The organism is Urechidicola vernalis (assembly GCF_031846385.1).
Lineage (GTDB): Bacteria > Bacteroidota > Bacteroidia > Flavobacteriales > Flavobacteriaceae > Urechidicola > Urechidicola vernalis.
The window spans coordinates 12,801-31,216 of sequence record NZ_JAVRHV010000004.1 but is presented as its reverse complement, the minus strand read 5'-3'; the positions used below and the strand labels follow the sequence as shown (position 1 = coordinate 31,216).

The window sequence follows — 18,416 nt, the reverse complement described above, 5'->3', positions numbered from 1 at the left end:
TATGAAGTTGAGAATAGCCCTAATAGGATGTGTTCTTCTTTTTTCGAGTGAAATTATTGCTCAAAAAGAAGCAGATAAAACAATTACTGATTCACTGAAAACTCGTTTTAGCGAATTAAAGGAAAATACAGTAAACGATACCATAAAAAATTTACAAGAAGCAAATCTTGCAATAAATGATACCGTTCTTCCAGAAACAAATCAGTTAAAAAATCATAAAGAGATTACGTTAATTGATAGTTTATGGTTACAAGAAATGTACAGCTCTCCTTTGTATGATACAATTCAATATGTACTTACAGAAGAATTGTTAGAAGATGTGGTTTTACCAGAATTACCAACTGAACTTTTAAAAGAACGTTTAGCGCATTTAGATAGTAACACCCCTTTTAATGTAGAGTACAACGCTAGTTTAGAACGCATAATTAAAAGTTATTTAAAAAACCGAAGACAAACATTTGCCAAGTTAATGGCGCGCGCACAATACTATTTCCCTTTGTTTGAAGCGGAGCTGGATAGATATGACATTCCGATGGAAATGAAATATTTAGCCATTGTAGAATCCGCCTTAAAGCCAAGAGCAAAATCTAGAGTAGGCGCAACTGGGTTATGGCAGTTTATGTATCAAACCGGGAAACAATTTAAACTAGACGTTAGTTCTTATGTAGATGATCGTCAAGACCCATTAAAGGCGACTAAAGCTGCTTGTGAATATTTAGCGGCATTGTACAAAATGTTTGGCGATTGGGATTTAGCGCTAGCTGCATACAATTCTGGTCCAGGAAACGTAAACAAGGCCATAAGACGTTCGGGTGGTAGCAAGAATTATTGGAACATGCGAAATTATTTACCTCGAGAAACGGCCGGATATGTACCTGCTTTTTATGCAACACTTTATATTTTTGAATATGCCGAAGAACATGGTTTAAAACCTGAAAAAGAGGTGATCAATTTATTTGAAACTGATACAATTCATCTAAAACAGCAGATAACATTTGAGCAATTAAACAAATATTTAGATGTTGATATTGAGATGTTGCAATTCTTAAATCCTCAGTACAAGTTAGATATTATACCTCATGTAAAAGGACGTGATTATTATGTGAGACTTCCATTGTACAATATCGGTCAATTTGCAAGCAATGAAAAAGAGTTATACGCTTTTGTTGATGAAGAAGAGAAAAAACGTGAACAGACACTTCCACAATACATAGAACAAAATGATCGTATTAGATACCGAGTTGTAAGCGGAGATTATTTAGGAAAAATTGCAAATAGATACGGAGTAAGTGTCAGTTCAATAAAACGCTGGAATGGGTTAAGAAGCAATCGCTTAAAGGTTGGGCAACGTCTTACAATTTATCCAAGAAAGTCGGGTGCAACGGCTAGTACCTCAACAACCAAAAAATCTTCAACGACTTCAAAACCTAAAGGTTCATTTAAAACGTATACCGTTCAAAAAGGAGATTCTCTTTGGTTAATTTCGCAAAAATATTCTAATGTTTCAGTTCAAAATTTGAAAGAATGGAATGATATTTGGTCGGCTAAGTCATTGAAACCTGGAATGAAACTAAAAATCTATTAATTCAACTTTTATGAAAATTCGTGTCCTTTCTACATTAATAATATGTGCCGTATTATTTTCTTGTAATAATAAAAAACCAGAACTAATGCTGGTGGATTCCAACGGAAGAATGAACCAATTATTAGTTGTAATGGACAATGAATTTTGGGACAATGCTGAAGGAACCGCATTACAAGATGCGCTAAGAGAAGATGTTTATGGGCTTCCACAAAAAGAACCACAATTTAATATTACACATGTAGAAGTAAATGGTTTTGGCCACTTATTTAAACGATCTAAAAGTATTTTAATCGTTGGTTTAGGAGCTACATCTGAGTTTACCATTCAAAGAGACGTATATGCCAAACCACAAACTATTGTGAAATTAATAGAGCCAAATAAGGAATCATTGCTCAAAACTATTGAAGAAAAGAAAGCGCATATTGTTCAAATATTTAAGAATGAAGATTTAAAAGCCGTTCAATATAGATTGCGAAAAAATCAATTGGATATTAGTAAATTAAATACTTTAAAAAACTTAGGAGTTAGTATGCAAATTCCTGGAGCCTATAAATTGGTAGATGATACAGGTGATTTTTTATGGCTTAGACAGCATGTGCGTGATGGACAAAACACAAATTTGTTAGTCTATGAAATGCCTATTTCGTCTCAAGAAGATGAAGATGGGTTAAACATTTTAACTACAAGAGACTTAATTGGTGAAAAGTATATTCCTGGTGAAAAAGAAGGAATGTATATGATTACAGAAGCAGCATATCCACCCCAAGTGCTATCCACTAAAATTGATGAAAAGAAAGCGTATCAAACTAGAGGAAAATGGGAAGTAAAAAATGCATTTATGGCAGGCCCTTTTTTAAGTTATACTATTGTAGACAAACCTAACAATAGATTAGTAGTAATAGAAGGATTTACCTATGCTCCGGCAACCAACAAAAGAGATTATATGTTCGAGATTGAAGCGGTTTTAAAAACTGTAAAACTGAACTAAAATCGATTATTAAATAAAGTATCTATTAAAGTTGCTCTTCTAGCAAGTTTCTTACATAACTGTTCTTATCCGTTGTTTTTAAGGTATTCAAATCAGAATTGAACTTTGTCTTTAACATTGTATTGTTCAATATGTATTTTATCCCTTCTACTTTTATTGTAGAATTATTCGATTTTAAAATATTTGTAATAAAACCATCGAACTCTTTATTTTCTGTTATTTCAATACCCGAACCTAACACTAACAAACAGGCTAAAATTTCTTTGTTTGACTTGGCTATTTGCATTGGACTTAACAAAAAGTTGAAAGAGATATTCTGACTTAACCCCGCTATTTCTGATTTAATTTCATTTTTATCTTCGTCGCTTCTCGCTTTCAAATATTTACCCGCTAGCGGTCCTACTTTTTCAAACGAATCGTTCTTAGCAGGTTGTGATGCTTTCTTTTCAATCTTTGCAAAGGAATCTTTTAAACCTACTGTTTTATTAAAAATTAGTTTGTCTGTATTCGAATCGGTATCTACACAAAAATATCCTTTACGTTGAAATTGAAATTTATCCCCTACTTCAGAATTTTTAAGGCTAGGCTCTACGAATGCAGTTCCTATTGCTAAAGAATTTGGATTGATAAAATCCTTAAAATCTCTTTCTTTATGACCATCTGGTGCCTCATCTGTAAACAATCTATCGTATAACCGAACTTCCACTTTTTCGGCATGTTTTATAGATACCCAGTGCAAAGTTCCTTTCACTTTTCTTTTACTTGCTTCGGTACCACTACCACTTTTAGAATCCTCATCATAAGTGCAATGTACTTCAATAATATTTCCTTCGCTATCCTTTATCACCTCATTCGCCTTAATAATATAGGTGTTTTTTAAACGAACTTCACCTCCTAATTTTAAACGAAAGAACTTTTTATTGGCTTCTTCTCTAAAATCTTCTTTCTCTATATAAATCTCTCTAGAAAATGGGACTGCTCTACTTCCAAATCCTTCTTCGTAATCATTATAATTAGCATCAACAAACTCCTCTTTGTCCTCAGGATAATTCGTGATTACAATTTTTAATGGATCTAACACAGCCATTACTCTTGGCGCTATTTTATTCAAATAATCTCGAATACAAAATTCTAATAAGGCTACATCGGTAATAGAATCTCGTTTCGCAATTCCAGAAATTTTACTAAAATTAACAATAGATTCTGGTGTATAACCTCGTCTTCGCAATCCAGATATTGTAGGCATTCTAGGGTCGTCCCAACCATTAACGGCACCGCTTTCAACTAATTGCAATAATTTACGCTTACTCATTACCGTATAACTCAAGTTTCGACGCGCAAACTCACGTTGTTTTGGTCTTATTTTTTCAGAATCTACAACTTGGTCTAAATACCAATCATATAATTCTCTATGACTTTTAAATTCTAATGTACAGAACGAATGAGAAATTTGCTCCAAATAATCAGATTCTCCATGGGTCCAATCATACATAGGATAAATACACCAATCATCTCCAGTTCTGTGGTGCGACTTTTTTAATACACGGTATAAAATTGGATCGCGCATATGCATATTATTATGCTGCATATCAATCTTAGCACGCAACACAACAGCACCTTCATCGAATGCACCATCCTTCATTTTTTGGAATAATTCCAAGTTTTCTGAAATGGGCCTATCTCTATATGGACTGTTTGTTCCTGGGCTTGTTGGCGTTCCTTTTTGTTCTCTTATCTCTTCAGAAGATTGTTCGTCAACATACGCCTTTCCATCATTAATTAGATCAATCGTCCAATCATATAATTGCTGAAAATAATCCGAAGAATACAATACTTGATCCCACTTAAACCCAAGCCATTGTACGTCATTTTTAATTGCATCTACATATTCTTGCTCCTCCTTCGCCGGATTGGTGTCATCAAATCGCAAATTTACAGGTGCATTATAACGCAGCCCTAATCCAAAATTTAAACAGATAGATGCTGCATGTCCTATATGCAAATACCCATTAGGTTCTGGAGGAAAACGAAAACGCAACTTGCTTTTATCCAATCCATTTGCCAAATCATCTTCAACGATTTGCTCTATAAAATTCAAAGATTTAGTCTCTTCAGCCATAGTATTAAAATGAATTGCAAAATTATTGATTTTTTTGGCAATACCACTACAAATAATGGCGTGGTTTGTATATTTGAAAAAAAGAAATGAGATGAATGAAATGGGATTAAATTACACCTGTCCAAAGTGTAAAAGCAATTCGTACGAAATTGGACAAATGAGAGCAACGGGCGGAGCCTTATCCAAAATTTTTGATGTACAAACAGAGAAATACACTTCTGTTACTTGTGAAAGATGTAAATACACAGAGTTTTATAAGGCCCCAACAAGAGCTTTAAGTAATATTTTTGATTTTTTTACAGGATAAAATGGGCATTATAAAAGTTGAAAACATTCAGTTATATGCCTATCACGGATGTTTAGTAGAAGAAGGAAAGATTGGATCTGATTATCGAGTTGACATAAAAGTAAAAGCAGACCTTGCAAAATCAACAATGTCTGATGAACTTGCAGATACAGTCGACTATGTACATCTAAACCTTATAGTTAAGGAAGAAATGGCCATTAGATCGAAACTTCTAGAACATGTGGCAGATCGAATTATCGTTAGAATTTTGAAGGAAATCCCAATGGTGACTATCGCGAATATAGATGTTTCAAAAATAAATCCACCGATAGGCGGAAATGTAGAAATGGTAACTGTTTCTTTAAGTAGAAAAAGGAAAGGTTAAAAATACTTGTTTGCAAAATAAAAATAATTAAATTTGCAGCCTTATTGGCGTCGTGGCCGAGTGGCTAGGCAGAGCTCTGCAAAAGCTTGTACATCGGTTCGAATCCGTTCGACGCCTCTAGAAAACCGCCTTACTTTGTATTGGCGGTTTTTTAATTTTTTTAACAGAAATAATTGTTTTAATTTCAGACCTTTGCAGCCGCATAAGAATAGATGAAGTTATACCCTTTAGAAACTGGAAATTTTAAACTTGATGGTGGTGCCATGTTTGGCGTTGTGCCAAAAAGTTTGTGGCAAAGAACCAATCCAGCAGACTCCAATAATATGATTGATTTAAGCATGCGTTGTCTTTTAATTGAAGATGGTGACCGTTTAATTCTTGTTGATACGGGTATGGGAAACAAACAATCGGACAAATTTTTTGGATATTATTACCTATTTGGCAATTTTACCTTAGATACATCTTTAGCCAATTTAGGTTTTCATAGAGATGATATTACCGATGTATTCTTAACGCATTTGCACTTTGATCATTGCGGAGGTGCCATTGAATGGAATAACGATAAAACCTTTTATCAACCCGCATTTAAAAATGCAAAATTTTGGAGTAATTCTAACCATTGGGATTGGGCTACCAAACCAAATGCTAGAGAAAAAGCCTCCTTTTTAAAAGAAAATATAACTCCAATTGAAGAAAGTGGTCAGTTAAACTTTATAAACCATAATAGTACTGATTCAATTATAAACACTTCGCTTGGATTCGACGTCTTATTTGTAGACGGACATACAGAAAAACAAATGCTACCAATGCTTAAATATCAAGATAAAACCTTGGTATTTATGGCTGATTTGTTACCAACTACCGGACACATTCCTTTACCATATGTTATGGGATATGATACCAGACCGTTGCTCACAATTCAAGAAAAAGAAAAATTTCTAAAGATTGCTGCTAACCAAAACTATTATCTTTTTTTAGAGCACGATTGTAAAACAGAATTATGTACGGTTAAGGACACCGAAAAGGGAGTTCGATTAAACCAAACATTTAAATTCTCAGAAATTTTTAATTAAATAGTAAATGAACAAAACATCTTTTTTAAGTTTAGGATTTATAGCCCTATTAGCGAGTTGTAATCCCTCAAAATCAATTCATAAAATTCCTGTTCCAGAGAATACATTTGAAACCATAAATGTGCCTGCAAAACAACAGGAAATGTATTTAGAGGAATTACAGAAATGGCCTCAGGTCGATTTGGCAACGGACTCTATTCCGGGTATGAGTATCGAAAAAGCCTACGAGTTTTTAGCCGATAAGAAAGGGGAAACGGTAATTGTTGGAGTTATTGATTCTGGTATTGATATTACACATGAAGATTTAAAAGACAACGTTTGGACCAATATTGATGAGATTCCAAACAACGGAAAAGATGATGATAAAAACGGGTATGTTGATGATATTAATGGTTGGAATTTTTTAGGCGGCCCTGAAGGAACCGCGAACCCAGAGCAATTAGAATTAACAAGATTGTATGCAGCGTTAAGCAAAACTTACGATGGAGTTTCAGAGGAAGAAGTATCAGAATCTCAACAAAAAGAGTATGTCTTTTACAAAGAACTAAAGGCCGAGTTCAATGAGAAAAACGAGGAATTACAAATGAATGTTTCCTTTTTTTCGGGGCTATTAGAACGCATTTCTAAAAGCGATGCTTTTGCGCAAAAAGAATTGAACAAATCTACTTATTCAATAGACGAATTAAAGACATTACCTCAAGATAAAATCGACCCTTATTTAATAAAAGTTGTCGCTGCAGGCAGAAGTCCGCAAGAGTTTATTGAAAAACTTCAAGAAGGGAAAGACTATTATAAAGGGCAGGCAGATTTCAACTACAATCTTGAATTTAATGGTAGAAAAACCAATGATGATGTAACTAATCTCTCTGATGTACCTTACGGAAATAACTATGTAATTGGTTCTTTAGAAGATGAAATGCATGGAACGCATGTATCGGGAATTGGATTCGCTACCCGAAATAATGGTGCCGGAATGAATGGAGTTGCTCAAAATGTACAATTACTTTCTGTACGTGCTATACCAGATGGAGATGAATATGACAAAGATGTTGCCCTTGCCATTAGATATGCTGTAGACAATGGTGCTAAAGTAATTAATATGAGTTTTGGAAAATCATACTCGCCAAACGCAGAATGGGTTTATGATGCAATAAAATATGCCGAGAAACATGACGTACTTTTAGTACATGCTGCCGGAAACGATGCGAAGAATATTGATAAAGTAAATAACTTTCCAACAGATGCTCCAGATAAAATTACTGAAATAGTAGACAATGTAATTACTATTGGATCTATTACGAAGCATTACGATAAAAATTTAGTTTCATCATTTTCTAATTACGGAAGAAAGAATGTAGATATTTTCGCTCCAGGATCTGAAATTTATTCGACGGTTCCTAATAATGAATATGAATCGATTCAAGGAACATCTATGGCCGCTCCGGCAGTAGCGGGAGTTGCTGCATTGATTAGATCTTACTATCCAGAACTTTCTGCAAGCCAAGTAAAACATATTATTATGAATTCTGGAACAAAAGTGAATTTTGATGTATTATTGCCAGGTGGCGATGAAACCTTAGTTGCTTTTAAAGACCTATCAGTTTCAGGAAGTATCTTAAACGCATACAATGCCTTAGTTTTAGCAAATCAAATAGTTAACCAAAAATAAATAATAACCTAAATTCAGTAGCATGAAAAAACTAATCTTAACCTCTTTATTATGCCTGTGTATTGTTTCGTTATCTGCGCAATCACATTCATATTGGCAACAACATGTAGATTACACCATGGATATCGATATGGATGTGAATACATATCAATATAAAGGAAATCAAAAATTGGTTTACACCAATAATTCACCAGACGATTTGGATAAAGTGTTTTATCACTTGTTCTTTAACGCTTTTCAACCAGGAAGCAATATGGATGTTCGTTTGCAAAATATTGACGATCCAGATAAAAGAATGGTTGAGAATGTAGGTTCTAAATACAGACCTGTTTATGAATCTAGAATTGCAAAATTAAAACCGAATGAAATAGGTTATCAAAAAATACTTTCATTAAAACAAGACGGAAAGCCTGTAAAATTTGAAGTTATTGGAACTATCTTAAAAGTAACTTTAAATACACCTTTAGCATCTGGAAAAAAATCCACTTTTGAAATGGTTTGGGAAGCACAAGTTCCTTTACAAATTAGAAGAAACGGTAGAAATAGTAAGGAAGGAATTGCTTTATCAATGGCGCAATGGTTTCCTAAAATTGCCGAATATGATTTTGAAGGTTGGAGCGCAAGAGAATATATTGCTCGCGAGTTTCATGGGGTTTGGGGAGATTATGATGTAACAATTCATATCGATAAGGACTACACTATTGGTGGAACTGGTTATTTACAAAATGCGCAAGAAGTTGGGCATGGATATGAAAATCCGGATAAGAAAATGAAATTGCCAGAAGGTGAAAAATTAACTTGGCATTTTAAAGCACCAAATGTACATGACTTTACATGGGCTGCAGATCCTGAATATATTCATGATAAAATAATAGCAGAGAATGATGTTGAATTGCACTTCTTTTACAAAAACGATTCAACGATCACAAAAAACTGGAAATTATTACAACCTAAAACAGCCGATATCCTTTCTTATTTCAACAAGCATATTGGACAATATCCTTACAAGCAATATTCTGTTATTCAAGGAGGTGATGGCGGTATGGAATATGCTATGTGTACCTTAATTACAGGTGGTAGAAATCTAGGAAGTTTAATTGGAGTTACGGCTCACGAATTTGCGCACACTTGGTTCCAATTTTTATTGGCTACCAATGAAACAAAACACGAATGGATGGATGAAGGATTTACATCATACATTTCTGGTAGAGCAATGAATGAAGTGATGGAGAGAAAAAGCAGTAATCCTGCGAGTGGATCTTATAGAGGTTACATCGGTTTGGCAAATTCTGGAAAAGAGCAACCATTAACAACCTATGCAGATCATTACAAATACAATAGCGCATATGGTGCTGCTGCTTATAGCAAAGGGGCTGTATTTTTAGCACAATTAGAATATGTAATTGGTAAAGAAAATCTTGCCAAAACTATTCATAAGTATTTTGAAGATTTTTCATTTAAACATCCAACTCCAAACGACATTAAAAGGACTGCAGAAAAAGTTTCTGGAATGCAATTAGATTGGTATTTAAACGAATTTGCTAAAACTACACATACTATAGATTTCGGTATTAAAGTAGTAGCAAATAAAAACATCACTTTAGAAAGAATTGGTAAAATGCCAATGCCTGTTGATGTAACCGTTAACTATACGGATGGTACTTCTGAAGATTTTTACATTCCGTTACAAATGATGTTAGGCCAAAAACCTACACAAGCGACTGTTTTAAGCAACTGGGCTTGGGTGCATCCAACATATACAATTAAAGCATCTAAGGATATTAAATCTGTAGAGATTGACCCTTCTCAATTAATGGCGGATGTTGATAGAACCAATAATGTTATTGAACTTGTTGGTGAAGAACAACCAGCAGATTTAGAAGTTAAAAATTAGTAAGACAATTCTTATAATTAAAAAACCCAGTTCTGTATTTTCAGAACTGGGTTTTTTAATTGTCAATCCAATGAAAGGTAGCATAACAGCTCACGCTACTTAATACTCTCTAATACTTCTTTAATGATATAATTGTAGTCAATATCCGACAGTCCCGTTCTAACAATAACTAAATCTTGATCTTGTAATACAAAAACATGTTGGCCTTGAAATCCATCGGCATAAAACATATTTCTAGGCGCATCCGGGAATTTCCCATTTGCATTTAACCAAAGTTGTGCTCCATAGGTATTGTTAGATGTATTGGTTGGAGTAGTGGCATAATCAATCCACTCTGCAGTTAATACTTGATCTCCATTCCAATTGCCATCGTGCTCGTACAACAAACCAAATTTTGCCCAATCGCGCGCAGTAGCCCATGCATATGATGAGGCTACATAATTTCCTGCCATATCGGCTTCAACAGTCATGGAATGCATTCCAATTCTGTCAATAAAATCAGAATACCAAAAATCTAAATAGGCTTGACGTGAATCAAATTGATTTCTTAAAATTCCGGATAATAAATTACTCGTTCCAGAAGAGTAATACCAAGACTCATTTGGTTTACCAACAAGTGGTTTTTCAATAGCCGATTTCGTCATGTCACTCTCTAAAAACAACATTTTGGTTACATCAGAAATGATAAAATAATCCTCTACCCAATCCAAGCCACTATTCATTTGTAACAGATTGTTAATTGTAATTTCAGCGCGTTCATCGTTCTGCCATTCCACAATTGGTGCACGCGAATTCACATCCATTTTTCCTTGTTCGTTCAAAACCCCATAAACAGTGCTCATCACACTTTTTGTCATAGACCAACCCAAATGCAATGAATTTTCGTCGAAGCCATCTGCGTATTGCTCAGCAATAATCTGATCCTTATAAACAACTAATAAAGACCTCGTCTTCTTATTCCAGTCCCCATTTTTATCAAAAGCCTGATCTACAGCTCCGTTAATCCTGTTATAATCAACATTTTTAAATACGGTATCTTTTTGAGGTAAATTCCCATAAGGAAACGGAAGTGCTTTTGGTGTTTTATCTCTTTTCGGAACGAGATAGGGTTCGTTCTCGTCATATTCATCGTTCACCAAAACGGCCCCAAGGCCTTCCCTATAAACTGCCGTTCTTTTTTTCAATCCAAACACCTTGGCCGATGTAGTTTTAGAAACTTTATCTACACTACTAGCACCTTCCGTAATTGGAGGAAAGTTATTGTCAAATTCTTCTACCGATTCTAATGTCCTATCCGCTAAAAACACGATTGAAGCCGTACTTTTTGCGGAAAAACCTGTAATTAAATTGAGCCTCGGATAGTTTGTATACACTGTATATACCAACCCAAGAGCCAAGAATATTACGAAATACTTAAAAAACTTTTTCATATACTTATCTCAGAATTAACAACTTCATCATTTCCTTTGCCGCCACTCTAGCTTTAGCGTCTATAAAATCACGTGGTGTTTCATCTCCAATCTCGTAGGTCATGGCTTCTGCACCAAACTGTTTGTAGAACCAAGTTTTTGAAACGGGTTGCTCTAAAGCATAAGGCTGGTCATCTGGCGTATACCCTTCAAATGCGTCATCAATCCCTTGAATCCAATAGTCTTTAAATGGATGGATAACTGATTTTGTTTCTTCAGGAATTGTGTAATATAAATCTGTTTGGGTGGAGTGAAAATCGATACCGAATAGTACCTTGTTTTTATATTTGTTTGACTCATTAACAAGATAGTTCACGGCTACATCAACCTCGGTTTGTTTATAATAAGCCCAATCTCTATTTAAATCGACTCCTCCAGTATTATGACGCCAATGTCCTAAATCTACACCATCTGGATTGATCATTGGAACAACCAATATTCTATGTTTCTCTAAAAAATCTTTTGACAATCTTGTGTCACTTAATAGTTCTTCAACAAAAGATTGCATGGCCAAATAACCCGTTACTTCTGGCGGATGTTGGCGGCTTACCACCACAATCATGTCTTTTTTCTTTGGAGAATCTTTATAGATATCTAAGGCAATGATGTCTTTTCCTAATTTACTCTTACCAATAACTGAATAGCGAACGTTCTCATGATTTGACGTTGTTTCAGACCATTGTTTATTGTCGTCTGAATTCCATATTTCTTGTGCAGAAACCCATTGTTTTTTAGGAGAAATTTTTAACTTTAATAGTGCGTTTTGAAGAGAATCCACTAATTTATATCGGCTAGAGTCTATTGGATACCAGTGCAATCTATTATCGCTTAATTTTGGCCAATAACGATGAACAGATGTTGGATAATTTAATTTTAAATAAATTTCTTTCTCCGATTTAGACCAAATTTGAAATGCATAATTTGGGCTTTGATTTATCGGTTCATTCTCAGGCAAAATAGTTGCTTGGTATGTAGAATCGTTTAACTTTTCAAAGCTATTTAAACGTGCCCCTAAAAATTGATTGTCTGCATAGACTACCTCATCTGGGCTAAATATTTTCTTTTCTTGATAACTTATTTCTCTGGTTGAAGTATCAGAGGGCTTAAGTACATCATATGTTTTTAATTTTCCAGTGGCACAACTAGCAATTAATGCAGAAGTTAAAATAGTTAGCGTTAACTTTTTAAGAATGTTCATAGAGCTAATAATTATTGAGATAATTCCAATTTAGATTGCATCAAAAATAGCACTTAATTTGTAGTTTTGTATCTTATTCAGACAATTAGCATATTATGGCATTTGATATAGAAAAGATCCGATCAGAATTTCCGATTTTAAACCGAAAAGTAAACGGAAAACCATTGGTGTATTTCGACAATGCTGCAACTGCACAAACACCGCAACCGGTTATTGATGCAATTGTAGACTACTATTCTAATTACAATGCCAATATTCACAGAGGTGTGCACACCTTAAGCCAGGAAGCAACCGATAAATACGAAGAGGCGCGTTTAAAAATTCAAAAACATTTCAATGCTAAGAAGTCTTTTGAAATCATTATGACTTCAGGTACAACTCATAGCATCAACATTATCGCAACCGGATTTGCAGAAATTCTTGAAAAGGGCGATGAGATTATTGTTTCTGCTTTAGAACATCATTCTAATATTGTTCCGTGGCAAATGTTGTGCGAACGCACAGGTGCAGTTCTAAAAGTAATTCCTATGAACCAAGAAGGAGAATTACAAATGGATGCCTATGATCAATTACTTTCTGAAAAAACTAAATTGGTCTTTACCAATCATATATCGAATGCTTTAGGAACTATTAACCCAATTGAAGAAATCATAAAAAAAGCGCATAAAGTGGGTGCTGCTGTTTTAATTGATGGCGCTCAGGCTTGTCCGCATATTAAGCCTGATGTACAAGCATTAGATGTTGATTTCTATGTGGCATCTGCACATAAAATTTATGGACCAACAGGAGTTGGGATGCTTTACGGAAAAGAAGAATGGCTTAATAAACTACCACCATACCAAGGCGGAGGTGAAATGATTAAAGAGGTCACTTTTGAAAAAACTACCTATGCAGATTTACCTCATAAATTCGAAGCTGGAACACCAAATATTTGTGGTGGAATTGCATTTGGAGCAGCATTAGATTATGCAAATGCAATCGGTTTTGATATAATTGAAACTAAAGAAAAGGAACTTCTCGAATACGGAACTTCGGAACTACTTAAGATTGACGGTCTTAAAATATACGGTACTTCATCTAAGAAAACGTCAGTCATTTCATTTAACATAGAAGGAATCCACCCTTATGACATTGGTGTGATATTAGATAAACTTGGAGTCGCTGTTCGTACTGGACATCATTGTGCACAACCTATTATGGATTTTTATAAAATACCAGGTACCGTTAGAGCCTCATTTTCATTTTACAATACCAAAGAAGAAATTGATGTTTTAGTAGGTGCAGTGCAAAAAGCACAGATGATGCTTAGATAGTTTTTTTGAATAAAATTCAATCAAATCTATTTTTCATTAATTTTTCTTCTTTAATTAAACTCATAATCAACTACCCCCGAGCATTTTAATATTTTTTTGTTAAATTGGGATGTCGAAAAATTGCTAAACGACCTCAAATTATTACTAACTTAAATTATTTAAAATGAAAAAAAGTTGCTTATTACTTTTACTATGTACAGCATTTCTAATTTCTTGTGAAGATCAATCTGAAATTGTCCCATCATCGGATGAATTATCTGTTGCTCAAGATGTTGACATGACCGATTTTTACCTATATACAGATCAGTCAGATGACACCGGCAAAGTTGCGAATGGAAAAGGAATTGTAGAAAAATGTTTTTCTATGAAAGTATTAAACCAACAGTTAGACGCTAACCCTGGTTTGTATCAAAAAATGTATAATGTAGAAAAACACACGCGTCAGTTTATTGCTGGTAAAAAACCTGATAGACCAGGTGGAGGAAATGGCAATGGCGGCGGCAATGGCGGTGGTGGAGGCGAAGAACCTACACCATATGAAGGTACTGTTAATATCCCTGTTTATGTTCATGTAATTTATAATAACTCTAGTGAAAACATTTCTCAATCTCAAATTCAATCTCAAATTGATGTATTAAATGCCGATTTTTCTGCAAGTAATGGTGACTTTAGTTCTATACCTAGTGATTTTTCAGGAGTAGCGGGAAATGCTAATGTACAATTCACCCTAGCAGGAACAACTATCAAACAAAGTAACAGAACTTCTTGGCCGACTGACAACTCTATGAAATATTCAAGTAATGGTGGTCAGGATGCTATTTCACCATCAACTCATTTAAATATATGGGTGGTAAATTATTTAACATCAGGAAGTAATACTATTTTAGGATACGCCCAATTTCCTGGTGGTTCACAAACTACGGATGGTGTTGTAATTGGTCATAAATACTTTGGAACAAATGGAACGGCTACTCAACCATTTGATCAAGGAAGAACTGGAACTCATGAAGTAGGGCACTACTTAAACCTAAGACATATCTGGGGTGATGGCCGTTGTAAGCAAGACGATTTTGTAGGTGATACTCCAAGTTCAGACAGACCTAATTACTATTGCCCTGGACCTAATGAAGTAATTTCTCATTGTAGATCTAGAGATATGCATATGAATTATATGGATTATGTTGATGATTCTTGTATGTATATGTTTACTAATGGGCAGGTAGATAGAATGAGAGCATTGTTTGCCAGTGGTGGAATTAGAGAAGATTTAATTAATTAAGCATAATATAAGGAGGTCTAATGACCTCCTTTTTTCTTTTAATGAAACTCCCTTTTAGTTTTTTATTTTTACTTTTTATTGGAAATATAAATAATGATATCTCCTTAAGTTATTACGCCTCTACCCGAGGAAGTTCTTTTGAATTTGAAATTTCAAATTCAATATTAAAGTTTTCCAAAAATCAAAAGTCTGGTCAAAAAAAACTGTCTAAAAAGGAATTGAAAAAAATAGACGCTCTTTTAAGTAAAATCGATTTAAACGCTATTCCAACTTTAGTTCCCCCTTCTACCAAAAGTCATTTCGATGGTGCGATGGCGGCAACTTTGATAATTGAATGTAATAGCAAAAAATTTAAATCATCAACATTCGATCATGGAAACCCTCCAAACGAACTTAAGGAACTAATCGATTATATTTTCGATTTAATTTACATCGATTCTAATTAGAGCAACTTTTTACTGTCTTTCAAATAATTAAAATTAATTTATTAAATTTGAGACAGATACCTGTCTGGCTCTATGATATATATCATAGAATTAAAAAATTGCTCCCTTTAAATTTGGTATCTAAAACTAAACTAACTGCTATATGCCTATAAAAAGTTATTTGGCGCATCCGCACGAAAACCAAAAAGAAACATTGGTTGCTGAACTTTCTAGTTTGGCCAATTGCGAAGTCATTCCTGCAGAAAATAAAGATGTTTTAATTTTAGTTACTGATACTAAAGACAAAACAGAAGAAGCAAATTTAAAAGATCAATTAGACACCATTAAGAGTTTAAAATTATTGGCAATGGTATCTGGTTTCAATTCACCTAAAAATTAACAATACAATGTATACTTCAACTTCTAATAGACGTAGTTTTATCAAAAAAATGGCTGTATTGTCTGCAATGACCGCTGCTGCCTCTATGTTTCCTGGAATTATCTTTGCCGAGGAACAACAACGCAATTTACCAAAAGGCGATTTAGATTGGAAAAAGGCACCTTGTAGGTTCTGTGGTGTGGGTTGTGGAGTTATGGTCGGTGTAGAAAATGGAAAAGCCGTAGCGGTTAAAGGGGATCCTAATTCCGCTGTAAACAAAGGTTTGTGTTGCGTAAAAGGGTACCACTCCGTAATGGCATTTTATGGCAAAGATAGATTGACAAAACCTCTGGTAAAGAAAAATGGTCGCTATGTAGAAACTTCTATGGAAGAGGCGCTTGATTTAGTGGCTTCCAAAATGCAAGAAACTATTAAAGATCATGGAAAGGATTCGGTTTCTATTTATGGTTCGGGTCAATGGACAATTCCAGATGGATATGCTGCTTCAAAATTATTTAAAGGTTGTATTGGAACAAACAATGTAGAGGCAAATGCACGTTTATGTATGGCTAGTGCCGTAACTGGGTTTATGACTTCTTTTGGAATTGATGAACCAATGGGCTGTTATGAAGATATGGATCATGCCGATGTATTCATCCTTTGGGGTAATAATATGGCTGAAATGCATCCAGTATTATTCTCTAGATTATTAGATCAGCGCTTAAAAAGAGGCGTAAAAATTATCGACTTTGCTACTAGAACTACGCGTACTAGTATGGCGGCAGATAAATCAATTTTATTCCTTCCTCAAACAGACTTAGCTGTTGCCAATGCAATTTGTTATGAAATAATAAACAATGGTTGGGTAAATAAATCTTTTGTGGCGAAACATTGCAATTTCTCTAAAGGATTAACAGATATGGGCTATGGTTTGGAAGACAAATATTCGTTTACAGATAAACCAGAGAAAATATCATTTGAAGAATACAAAACATTCTTAGAAGATTATACCCCTGAGAAGGTTGAAAAAATATCGGGAGTTTCCGCTAAGGACATTAAATATATGGCCTCATTTTATGGAGACCCAAACAAAAAAGTAATGTCACTTTGGTGTATGGGTATGAACCAACATACTCGAGGAACCTGGATCAATAACTTGGTTTATAATATTCATCTTTTAACAGGTAAAATTTCACAACCTGGTAATAGTCCATTCTCATTAACTGGGCAGCCAAGTGCTTGTGGTACTGTTAGAGAGGTTGGAACACTTACACATAAACTACCACATGGAGTTGTAGCGAATGCTGAACACAGAGCGTTTGCTGCAAAAATTTGGGATGTTCCAGCAGAAAATATTGACCCAAAACCAACATATCATACAGTAGAAATGTTTAGAGCCTTAGATAGAGGTGATATCAAGTTTATGTGGATTCAAGTAACCAACCCGATGGTAACAATGCCTAAGTTAAAACGATATAGAGATGCTACTAAAAAAGAAGGACGTTTTATTGTGGTTTCTGACATTTACCCAACTCCAACAACTGATATTGCCGATGTAATTTTACCATCAGCAATGTGGGTAGAACGAGAAGGAATGTATGGTAACTCCGAAAGAAGAACACAACATTTTGAGAAAATGATTGACCCGCCAGGAGAAGCGATGAGCGACACTTGGCAATTGGTAGAAGTTGCAAAAAGAATGGGCTTCGAAAAGCAATTCTACTACAATGAAGAAACACATATTAAAGAGATTTATAACGAATACCGTCGCCATCATGATAATGATAAACATCGAATGGCTCCGCTGGAAGTTCTTAAAGAAGAATCTGGTGCAATGTGGCCATATGTAGATGGAAAATCGACGCAATGGAGATTTAACGCTAAATACGACCCGGCTTGTAGTAACGGAGAAGATTACCATTTTTATGGAAAACCAGACGGTAAAGCCGTGATTTGGCAACGTCCGTACGAACCCGCTGCTGAAGAGCCTGATGCTGAATATCCTTATTGGTTAAATACTGGTCGTGTGGTTGAACATTGGCATACGGGATCTATGACACGTAGAATTCCAGTACTTCATAGAGCAATGCCGCATGCGTATGTAGAGTTAAATCCTGGAGATGCCAAACGCATGCAAGTAAAAACCGGGGATAAAATGAAGTTGACAACGAGGCGTGGTGAAATTATTTTACCTGCTTCTGTAAACGAACGTGGTGTACCTGCTCCTATGCAAGTATTTGTACCATTTTTTGATGAGAATATGTTAATTAACGACATTACACTTGATTCTTTCTGTCCAATTTCAAAAGAGCCAGATTATAAGAAATGTGCTGTAAAAGTTGAAAAAGCATAAT

The 18,416-nt window shown here is 34.7% G+C and carries 15 protein-coding genes and 1 tRNA gene; 13 read left to right on the top strand and 3 right to left on the bottom strand.

Annotation, left to right across the window (positions count from 1 at the left end):
* Nucleotide 1 precedes the first annotated feature (1 nt).
* Together RM519_RS08815 and RM519_RS08810 are read left to right on the top strand one after the other, a co-directional pair.
* Nucleotides 2–1,585, top strand: a complete 1,584-nt coding sequence (locus RM519_RS08815) for a LysM peptidoglycan-binding domain-containing protein (RefSeq protein ID WP_311593346.1) — start codon at nucleotides 2–4, stop codon at nucleotides 1,583–1,585.
* A gap of 10 nt (nucleotides 1,586–1,595) precedes the next feature.
* A complete protein-coding gene (locus RM519_RS08810; RefSeq protein WP_311593345.1) occupies nucleotides 1,596–2,573 on the top strand; it encodes a DUF4837 family protein in 978 nt (325 codons plus the stop codon).
* A gap of 25 nt (nucleotides 2,574–2,598) precedes the next feature.
* Here the strand turns inward: RM519_RS08810 and RM519_RS08805 are convergent, their stop codons facing one another.
* Nucleotides 2,599–4,692, bottom strand: coding sequence for a glutamine--tRNA ligase/YqeY domain fusion protein (locus tag RM519_RS08805; RefSeq protein ID WP_311593344.1), 2,094 nt, complete (start codon nucleotides 4,690–4,692; stop codon nucleotides 2,599–2,601).
* Between the two features lie 100 nt (nucleotides 4,693–4,792).
* Between RM519_RS08805 and RM519_RS08800 the strand changes: the two genes are divergently transcribed.
* From RM519_RS08800 to RM519_RS08775, 6 genes are all read left to right on the top strand, one after another.
* A complete protein-coding gene (locus tag RM519_RS08800; protein ID WP_432280183.1) occupies nucleotides 4,793–4,999 on the top strand; it encodes a zinc ribbon domain-containing protein in 207 nt (68 codons plus the stop codon).
* Nucleotide 5,000: 1 nt separating this feature from the next.
* Entirely contained in the window at nucleotides 5,001–5,363 is a 363-nt protein-coding gene (gene folB, locus RM519_RS08795; protein WP_311593343.1) for a dihydroneopterin aldolase, read from the top strand.
* Between the two features lie 46 nt (nucleotides 5,364–5,409).
* Nucleotides 5,410–5,480, top strand: a tRNA-Cys gene (locus RM519_RS08790).
* 95 nt (nucleotides 5,481–5,575) lie between these two features.
* Nucleotides 5,576–6,436, top strand: a complete 861-nt coding sequence (locus RM519_RS08785; RefSeq protein ID WP_311593342.1) for an MBL fold metallo-hydrolase — start codon at nucleotides 5,576–5,578, stop codon at nucleotides 6,434–6,436.
* A gap of 7 nt (nucleotides 6,437–6,443) precedes the next feature.
* A complete protein-coding gene (locus RM519_RS08780; protein ID WP_311593340.1) occupies nucleotides 6,444–8,105 on the top strand; it encodes a S8 family peptidase in 1,662 nt (553 codons plus the stop codon).
* Nucleotides 8,106–8,127: 22 nt separating this feature from the next.
* Complete coding sequence (locus tag RM519_RS08775; RefSeq protein ID WP_311593339.1) at nucleotides 8,128–9,999, top strand: M1 family metallopeptidase; 1,872 nt, start codon at nucleotides 8,128–8,130, stop codon at nucleotides 9,997–9,999.
* 95 nt (nucleotides 10,000–10,094) lie between these two features.
* On the opposite strand, the gene RM519_RS08770 is transcribed toward RM519_RS08775, so the two are convergent.
* Nucleotides 10,095–11,429: a serine hydrolase domain-containing protein gene (locus RM519_RS08770; protein WP_311593337.1), complete on the bottom strand. Its 1,335-nt coding sequence runs from the start codon at nucleotides 11,427–11,429 to the stop codon at nucleotides 10,095–10,097.
* A 4-nt stretch (nucleotides 11,430–11,433) separates the two neighbouring features.
* Nucleotides 11,434–12,666, bottom strand: a complete 1,233-nt coding sequence (locus tag RM519_RS08765) for a M14 family metallopeptidase (RefSeq protein WP_311593336.1) — start codon at nucleotides 12,664–12,666, stop codon at nucleotides 11,434–11,436.
* A 95-nt stretch (nucleotides 12,667–12,761) separates the two neighbouring features.
* On the opposite strand from RM519_RS08765, the gene RM519_RS08760 reads away from it, so the two are divergent.
* The 5 genes from RM519_RS08760 (at nucleotide 12,762) to RM519_RS08740 (ending at nucleotide 18,415) form a co-directional block, all read left to right on the top strand.
* The gene (locus RM519_RS08760) at nucleotides 12,762–13,979 is read left to right on the top strand and encodes an aminotransferase class V-fold PLP-dependent enzyme (protein WP_311593334.1); all 1,218 of its coding nucleotides are present in this window, start codon (nucleotides 12,762–12,764) and stop codon (nucleotides 13,977–13,979) included.
* Nucleotides 13,980–14,142: 163 nt separating this feature from the next.
* Nucleotides 14,143–15,258 (top strand): zinc metalloprotease, encoded by a 1,116-nt coding sequence (locus tag RM519_RS08755; RefSeq protein WP_311593333.1) that lies wholly within the window; start codon nucleotides 14,143–14,145, stop codon nucleotides 15,256–15,258.
* A 41-nt stretch (nucleotides 15,259–15,299) separates the two neighbouring features.
* The gene (locus RM519_RS08750) at nucleotides 15,300–15,704 is read left to right on the top strand and encodes a hypothetical protein (protein WP_311593332.1); all 405 of its coding nucleotides are present in this window, start codon (nucleotides 15,300–15,302) and stop codon (nucleotides 15,702–15,704) included.
* Between the two features lie 142 nt (nucleotides 15,705–15,846).
* Nucleotides 15,847–16,083, top strand: a complete 237-nt coding sequence (locus tag RM519_RS08745; RefSeq protein WP_311593331.1) for a hypothetical protein — start codon at nucleotides 15,847–15,849, stop codon at nucleotides 16,081–16,083.
* 7 nt (nucleotides 16,084–16,090) lie between these two features.
* Nucleotides 16,091–18,415 (top strand): molybdopterin-dependent oxidoreductase, encoded by a 2,325-nt coding sequence (locus RM519_RS08740; RefSeq protein WP_311593330.1) that lies wholly within the window; start codon nucleotides 16,091–16,093, stop codon nucleotides 18,413–18,415.
* The last annotated feature ends 1 nt before the right edge of the window (nucleotide 18,416 follow it).

What these genes read in the sequence shown, in the direction of transcription:
- RM519_RS08815 (WP_311593346.1), top strand. Translation starts at nt 2, where the DNA reads ATGAAGTTGAGAATAGCCCTAATAGGATGTGTTCTTCTTTTTTCGAGT.
- RM519_RS08770 (WP_311593337.1), bottom strand. Translation starts at nt 11,429, where the DNA reads ATGAAAAAGTTTTTTAAGTATTTCGTAATATTCTTGGCTCTTGGGTTG.
- RM519_RS08745 (WP_311593331.1), top strand. Translation starts at nt 15,847, where the DNA reads ATGCCTATAAAAAGTTATTTGGCGCATCCGCACGAAAACCAAAAAGAA.
- RM519_RS08760 (WP_311593334.1), top strand. Translation starts at nt 12,762, where the DNA reads ATGGCATTTGATATAGAAAAGATCCGATCAGAATTTCCGATTTTAAAC.
- RM519_RS08755 (WP_311593333.1), top strand. Translation starts at nt 14,143, where the DNA reads ATGAAAAAAAGTTGCTTATTACTTTTACTATGTACAGCATTTCTAATT.
- RM519_RS08805 (WP_311593344.1), bottom strand. Translation starts at nt 4,692, where the DNA reads ATGGCTGAAGAGACTAAATCTTTGAATTTTATAGAGCAAATCGTTGAA.
- RM519_RS08750 (WP_311593332.1), top strand. Translation starts at nt 15,300, where the DNA reads ATGAAACTCCCTTTTAGTTTTTTATTTTTACTTTTTATTGGAAATATA.
- RM519_RS08775 (WP_311593339.1), top strand. Translation starts at nt 8,128, where the DNA reads ATGAAAAAACTAATCTTAACCTCTTTATTATGCCTGTGTATTGTTTCG.
- RM519_RS08800 (WP_432280183.1), top strand. Translation starts at nt 4,793, where the DNA reads ATGGGATTAAATTACACCTGTCCAAAGTGTAAAAGCAATTCGTACGAA.
- RM519_RS08740 (WP_311593330.1), top strand. Translation starts at nt 16,091, where the DNA reads ATGTATACTTCAACTTCTAATAGACGTAGTTTTATCAAAAAAATGGCT.
- RM519_RS08810 (WP_311593345.1), top strand. Translation starts at nt 1,596, where the DNA reads ATGAAAATTCGTGTCCTTTCTACATTAATAATATGTGCCGTATTATTT.
- RM519_RS08785 (WP_311593342.1), top strand. Translation starts at nt 5,576, where the DNA reads ATGAAGTTATACCCTTTAGAAACTGGAAATTTTAAACTTGATGGTGGT.
- folB (WP_311593343.1), top strand. Translation starts at nt 5,001, where the DNA reads ATGGGCATTATAAAAGTTGAAAACATTCAGTTATATGCCTATCACGGA.
- RM519_RS08765 (WP_311593336.1), bottom strand. Translation starts at nt 12,666, where the DNA reads ATGAACATTCTTAAAAAGTTAACGCTAACTATTTTAACTTCTGCATTA.
- RM519_RS08780 (WP_311593340.1), top strand. Translation starts at nt 6,444, where the DNA reads ATGAACAAAACATCTTTTTTAAGTTTAGGATTTATAGCCCTATTAGCG.